The 5,212-nt window shown below is 73.1% G+C and carries 7 protein-coding genes; 3 read left to right on the top strand and 4 right to left on the bottom strand.

All coding sequences use genetic code 11. The features are described from left to right. Nucleotides 1-211: ATP-binding protein (locus tag AC2VOR_RS10400; protein ID WP_486963742.1), on the top strand; the 211-nt coding region annotated here is incomplete at its 5' end. Between the two features lie 22 nt (nt 212-233). After that, complete coding sequence (gene regX, locus AC2VOR_RS10405) at nt 234-917, top strand: two-component sensory transduction protein RegX (RefSeq protein ID WP_486963743.1); 684 nt, start codon at nt 234-236, stop codon at nt 915-917. Nucleotides 918-929: 12 nt separating this feature from the next. Here regX and AC2VOR_RS10410 read toward each other — a convergent pair whose 3' ends face one another. From AC2VOR_RS10410 to AC2VOR_RS10420, 3 genes are read right to left on the bottom strand one after another with little or no spacing between them, the layout of a single operon-like run. After that, nucleotides 930-2,795 (bottom strand): GMC family oxidoreductase N-terminal domain-containing protein, encoded by a 1,866-nt coding sequence (locus AC2VOR_RS10410; protein ID WP_486963744.1) that lies wholly within the window; start codon nt 2,793-2,795, stop codon nt 930-932. Continuing rightward, nucleotides 2,792-3,121: a hypothetical protein gene (locus tag AC2VOR_RS10415; RefSeq protein ID WP_369740826.1), complete on the bottom strand. Its 330-nt coding sequence runs from the start codon at nt 3,119-3,121 to the stop codon at nt 2,792-2,794. Before AC2VOR_RS10415 ends, AC2VOR_RS10410 begins: the two co-directional genes overlap by 4 nt. Then, a complete protein-coding gene (locus AC2VOR_RS10420) occupies nt 3,118-4,074 on the bottom strand; it encodes a hypothetical protein (protein ID WP_486963745.1) in 957 nt (318 codons plus the stop codon). Before AC2VOR_RS10420 ends, AC2VOR_RS10415 begins: the two co-directional genes overlap by 4 nt. 45 nt (nt 4,075-4,119) lie before the next feature. Between AC2VOR_RS10420 and AC2VOR_RS10425 the strand changes: the two genes are divergently transcribed. Then, nucleotides 4,120-4,896, top strand: coding sequence for a FadR/GntR family transcriptional regulator (locus AC2VOR_RS10425; protein ID WP_369740824.1), 777 nt, complete (start codon nt 4,120-4,122; stop codon nt 4,894-4,896). On the opposite strand, the gene AC2VOR_RS10430 is transcribed toward AC2VOR_RS10425, so the two are convergent. After that, on the bottom strand, nt 4,852-5,212 hold a 361-nt coding region (locus tag AC2VOR_RS10430; protein WP_486963746.1), incomplete at its 5' end, for a DUF3109 family protein. The two genes, AC2VOR_RS10425 and AC2VOR_RS10430, sit on opposite strands and share 45 nt — an antisense overlap.

Raw genomic sequence — 5,212 nt, forward strand, 5'->3', positions numbered from 1 at the left:
CGGGCTGGGCCTGGCCATCGTCAAGCACGTCGCGGCCAACCACAACGGCAGCATCGGCGTGTGGAGCAAGCCGGGCACCGGGTCGACGTTCACGCTATCCATCCCGGCTGCCCTGGCGTCCCAGCAGGACGGCGAGGGGGAACTCGAGCACCCACGGGGCCGCGAGGTGCGGCCCGGGCGGCCCCAACGAGAGGAAGAACTAAGTCGATGACCCGCGAGAAGGAGTCGCGCTCATGACCAGTGTGCTGATCGTGGAGGACGAGGAGTCGCTGGCCGATCCGCTGGCCTTCCTGCTGCGCAAGGAGGGCTTCGAGGCCACGGTGGTCACCGACGGGTCGGCCGCGCTGGCCGAGTTCGATCGCGCCGGTGCCGACATCGTGCTGCTGGACCTGATGCTGCCGGGAATGTCGGGCACCGACGTGTGCAAGCAGTTGCGGGCCCGTTCCAGCGTGCCGGTGATCATGGTGACCGCACGCGACAGCGAGATCGACAAGGTGGTCGGGCTGGAACTGGGGGCCGACGACTACGTCACCAAGCCGTATTCGGCGCGCGAGTTGATCGCCCGCATTCGCGCGGTGCTGCGCCGCGGCGGCGACGACGACTCCGAGATCAGCGACGGCGTGCTGGAGTCCGGGCCGGTGCGCATGGACGTCGAACGCCACGTCGTCTCGGTCAACGGCGACACGATCACGTTGCCGCTCAAGGAGTTCGACCTGCTCGAGTACCTGATGCGCAACAGCGGACGGGTGCTGACCCGCGGCCAGTTGATCGACCGGGTGTGGGGCGCGGACTACGTGGGCGACACCAAGACGCTCGACGTCCACGTCAAGCGCCTGCGGTCCAAGATCGAAGCCGACCCCGCCAACCCGGTGCACCTGGTGACGGTGCGCGGGCTGGGCTACAAGCTGGAGTGCTAGTTTCACCCTCGCTCAGCGGGCGCTGAGCACCTCGTCGGCCACGCCCAGCGCCACGGCCATGATCGACACCTGCGGGTTCACCTCCGGGCAGCTGGGCAGGATGGACGCGTCGGCCACCCAGACGCCGTCGACGCCGCGCAGCCGCCCCGTCCCGTCGACCGGGCAGCGCTGCTCGTCGGCGCCCGCAGCCGCGGTCCCCGTCGGGTGAAACGCAGCCAGGTGCAGGCTTTTCGGGTTGCTGCGGCCCAGCGCGTCGTGCAGCGCGGGCAACGAAGGGACCGTCGGGTCGCCCGGCAGGCCGGTCAGCACCTCCACGGCGCCCGCGGCGAACAACAGCCGCCCCATGGCCTCGATCGCGGCCAGCAGCCGGGCGACGTCCGCGCGGTCGATGTCGTAGCGCACCAGCGTCTCGCCGCGCACCGAGGACACCGAGCCGACGCCCCGGTCGGCCACCATGGCGCCGAACGTCGCGACCCGCGGGGCCCGGTCGAGCCAGCCGAGCAGCTCGGCGCCGTAGCCGGGAAAGACCATCGACCCCATCCCCGGCGGCGTCGAAGTGGCCTCGATCAGCACGCCATGCGACTCGTGCAATTCGTCGACGGCGGCGCTCTGCAGCACCCCGTGCCAGGCGACGACGTCGTCGTCGAAACGCCCGGCGAGCATCGTCGCCGGATGCAGCGCCAGGTTGCGGCCCAGGCGCGGGTGCGCGCCAAGCCCGCTGCGGCGCAACAGCAATGGCGTCTCGGTCGCGCCGGCGGCCACGACCACCGTGTCGGCCAGGACGTCGAGCGCGGTGCCGTCGGGACGGCGCGCGCGCACGCCGATCGCCCGCCCGTGCTCGTGCAGCACCCGTTCGACGCGGGCTTCGGAGATGATGCGGGCGCCGGCCGCGCAGGCCTGGGGCAGCGCGTTGAGGTGCACGCCGAACTTGGCGTTGCGTGGGCAGCCGATCGCGCACTGGCAACAGCCGCCGCAGCCCGGGGCGTTGCGCGGGATGGGCCCCGCGCGCCAGCCGAGCGTCGCAGCGGCGTCGAGCAGCAGGCGCCCGTTGCGGCCCATCATCTCCAGCGGGACCGGCGCGACCCGCAGCGTGGCCTCGACATCGTCGAGATGACCGGCGAGCCGGTCGGGATCGGCGGGCCGCAGGCCGAAGTCGTTGTGCCACCGGTGTTGTACCGCCGGCGGGGGCCGGTAGCAGGTTCCGGAGTTCACCACGGTGGTGCCCCCGACCGCACGCCCGATCGGCAGCACCACCGACGGCCGCCCCAGCGCGACCGTGGCCCCCGCGCCGCGGTACAGCCCGGCGTAGCGGTCGATCGGGTGGGTGCTGCGGAACTCCTCGACCGTCCAGCGGCGCCCCTCCTCGAGCACGACGGTGTCCAGGCCCGCCCGGGCCAGGGTGCGGGCGGCCATCGCGCCGCCCGCGCCGGAGCCCACGATCACCGCGTCCGCGGCCACGACGGAGCCGCTCGCGGCCGCCGGCGTGACGGTCAGGGGCGCGTCCGGCCGCGCCGCATCGTCCTGCTGGGCGCGCGAAAGCAGTTCCGGTGCAAAGGTTTCCGCGCCATTGGCGAGCAGCACGATCGCCTTGAGGGCCTCGACGGCCGCACCCGTCTCCGGGGTGAGCGCAGCGACGCGCCGCAGCACCGCGTCGCGGCCGCGCGGGTCGAGCCGCGACAGCGACCGCCCGGTGCACAGGTAGCTCGCCGCGGCCACCGAGGCCAGCCCGGCCCGCATGGCCAGCCGCGAAGACGGCGGCAACTGCCGCAGGTAGCGCTCCACGCGCTCGACGAGCTGGGCCGGTGTCGGGCCGCCGTGTTCGGCGGGCAGCAGCGCGGCGCCGAACGAGGCGGTCGCTCGGTCGGCGAACCGGCTCACAGCAGGCGGCCGGCCCGGCGGCCCAGTTTGAGGAACAGCGGATAGGTCGCGAAGATCGCGCCCGCCGCCGCGTGCATGGGCCAGCCGAGACGTTCGGTCTGCACGCCGAAAACCCCGCTGTTCCACATGAAGTCGCGGCCGTCGCGGGCCTGGAAGGGTCGCCAGAGCAGCCCGAGGCCGGGCACGTTCTGGTAGAGCCCGAACGACCCGCCGAAGAAGACCCCGAGGGTGGCGGCCTCGGCGATGTCGCGGCGGTCGGCGGGCAGGCGGCGCTCGATGAGCACTCCGGAGGCGAACAGCATGGGTGGGTCGAACAGAAAGCTCATGTCGTCGGGGTCCTTTCGTTGACGGCGGGCGCCTCGTCACCGCGCAGGCCGACTTCGGCGTGCCCACTTCCCAGCACCGACCAGCGCCGCTCGCCGATCTCGATGTGGATGTCGGCCTGTTCGGTGTTCGTGCACACCGCGGTGCCCCCGTCGGGGTCGGTGTAGGCCAGGCTGACGCACCGCTCCGGCGGCTGGTCCACGCGGATGAGCGCACGGCGGCCACCGAGGCGTCCCTCCAGCTGCCAGTGCGCTACGCCGAGCGTTGTCCGCATCCGCAGTGCCGGCAAAGGGTTTGCGGGCCAATCCTTTCCATCGACACGGAACCGGACGAACGCCATCGGGGCGAGCCTGCGCAGGCCCGGCTTGTGCGACACGGCGGTGACCACCTCGAGGACGTCGCGGCCGCCGAGGTCGGCGTGCAGCCACCCCCAGCGCCTGGCGTTACCGTGCCCGTAGATGTGCGCGACACCGCCGCGCCACCCCTCGATGGGCGCGGCGGTGCCGTCGACGGTCAGTGAGCCCGCGAACTCGGCGGTGGGGGCGAGCACCACCTGGGCGCCCGGCAGCAGTTCGCGGTCCCAGGCCGCGCGGGGGAACGTCCACAGCGGCCCGCCGCTGTCCTGCCAGGACAGGTCCCATGCCAGCGACCGGGCGCTTCCGGTCAGCTGCTGCGGGGCCGCCCGCACGCCCGCGGCGTCGAACCACGTGGCGCCGGTCGCGGGACGGGTGGGTTCGGGACCGAATCGTTCGGTGCGGGGCGGGCCGTCGGGCGGGAACCGGCTCACCCAGCCGTGCGCGTAGGCACCACCGCCCCGCACCGGAGCGACCGTTTCGCAGTGGATCCACAGGCCGGCGCGCGTCAGCGGATCCGACAGGGTGGCGTACCAGACCTCCAGGCGCCCGGCCTCGCCCCGCCAGCGCGGAGTCGACGCCGAACGCATCTCGTCGTCCATCGCTGCACCTCCCACGCCGGTGCGTCCACTATATTGGTTGAACCAATGAACCAGTCAAGTCCGATCCGGCCGCCGGACCGCCACCGCGTGGACGAACAGATCGCCGCGTCGATCGCCGGCGCCATCCTCGACGGCGCCTTCCCGCCCGGCTCGGCGCTGCCGCCGGAACGGGAGCTGGCCGAGCAGCTCGGCGTCAACCGCACGTCGCTACGGCAGGGGCTGGCCCGGGTGCAGCAGATGGGCCTGATCGAGGCCCGGCACGGCAGCGGCAACGTGGTGCGCGACCCGCAGGGCCTCACCCATCCCGCGGTGGTCGAGGCGCTGGTCCGCAGGCTGGGGCCGGAATTCCTGGTCGAACTGCTGGAGATCCGGGCGGGGCTGGGGCCGCTGATCGGCCGGCTGGCCGCCCAACGCATCACGCCCGAGGATGCCGAGGTGTTGCGGGCTGCGCTGGCGGCGGTGCGGGACGCGGACGGCGCCGTGGCACGCCAGGCCGCCGACCTCGCCTACTTCCGGGCGCTCATCCACGGCAGCCGCAACCGTGCGCTGGGTTTGCTGTACCGATGGGTCGAGCAAGCCTTCGGGGGCCGCGAGCACGAGCTGACGGCGGCCTACGACGACGCCGTAGCGGTGGTGGCCGGTCTGCGGGCGATCACCGGGGCCGTGCTGGCGCGCGACCCGGACGCGGCCGCCGCCGCGGTCGAGGACTACCTGCAGGCCAGCGCGCAGCGCATGGTCGCGGCGTACGGCCGAAGCCAGTCGGCGCCCGACGGCGCGCTACTCGGCGAATCGGGTGGCGGGATGCACCGCGATGAGCCCTAACTTGCTGCGCCGCTTGCACATCGCGGCCAGTTCCGCGTAGGCCTTGGCGCCCAGCAGTTCGGTGAGCTCGTCGGCCAGGCTCTCCCACACCTGCGTGGTGCCGACATGGGCGCCGGGGTCGCCGGTGCAGTACCAGTGCAGGTCCGCACCGCCGGAGCCCCAGCCGCGCCGGTCGTACTCGGTGACCCAGGTCTTGAGGATCTCGGTGCCGTCGGGCCGGGTCACCCATTCCTGGCTGCGCCGGATCGGCAGCTGCCAGCAGACGTCGGGCTTCATCGTCAGCGGCGCGACACCCAGCTTGAGGGCTTTGCTGTGC

This window comes from Mycobacterium sp. TH-M103, from assembly GCF_057473785.1.

What these genes read in the sequence shown, in the direction of transcription:
- regX (WP_486963743.1), top strand. Translation starts at nt 234, where the DNA reads ATGACCAGTGTGCTGATCGTGGAGGACGAGGAGTCGCTGGCCGATCCG.
- AC2VOR_RS10415 (WP_369740826.1), bottom strand. Translation starts at nt 3,121, where the DNA reads ATGAGCTTTCTGTTCGACCCACCCATGCTGTTCGCCTCCGGAGTGCTC.
- AC2VOR_RS10420 (WP_486963745.1), bottom strand. Translation starts at nt 4,074, where the DNA reads ATGGACGACGAGATGCGTTCGGCGTCGACTCCGCGCTGGCGGGGCGAG.
- AC2VOR_RS10425 (WP_369740824.1), top strand. Translation starts at nt 4,120, where the DNA reads ATGAACCAGTCAAGTCCGATCCGGCCGCCGGACCGCCACCGCGTGGAC.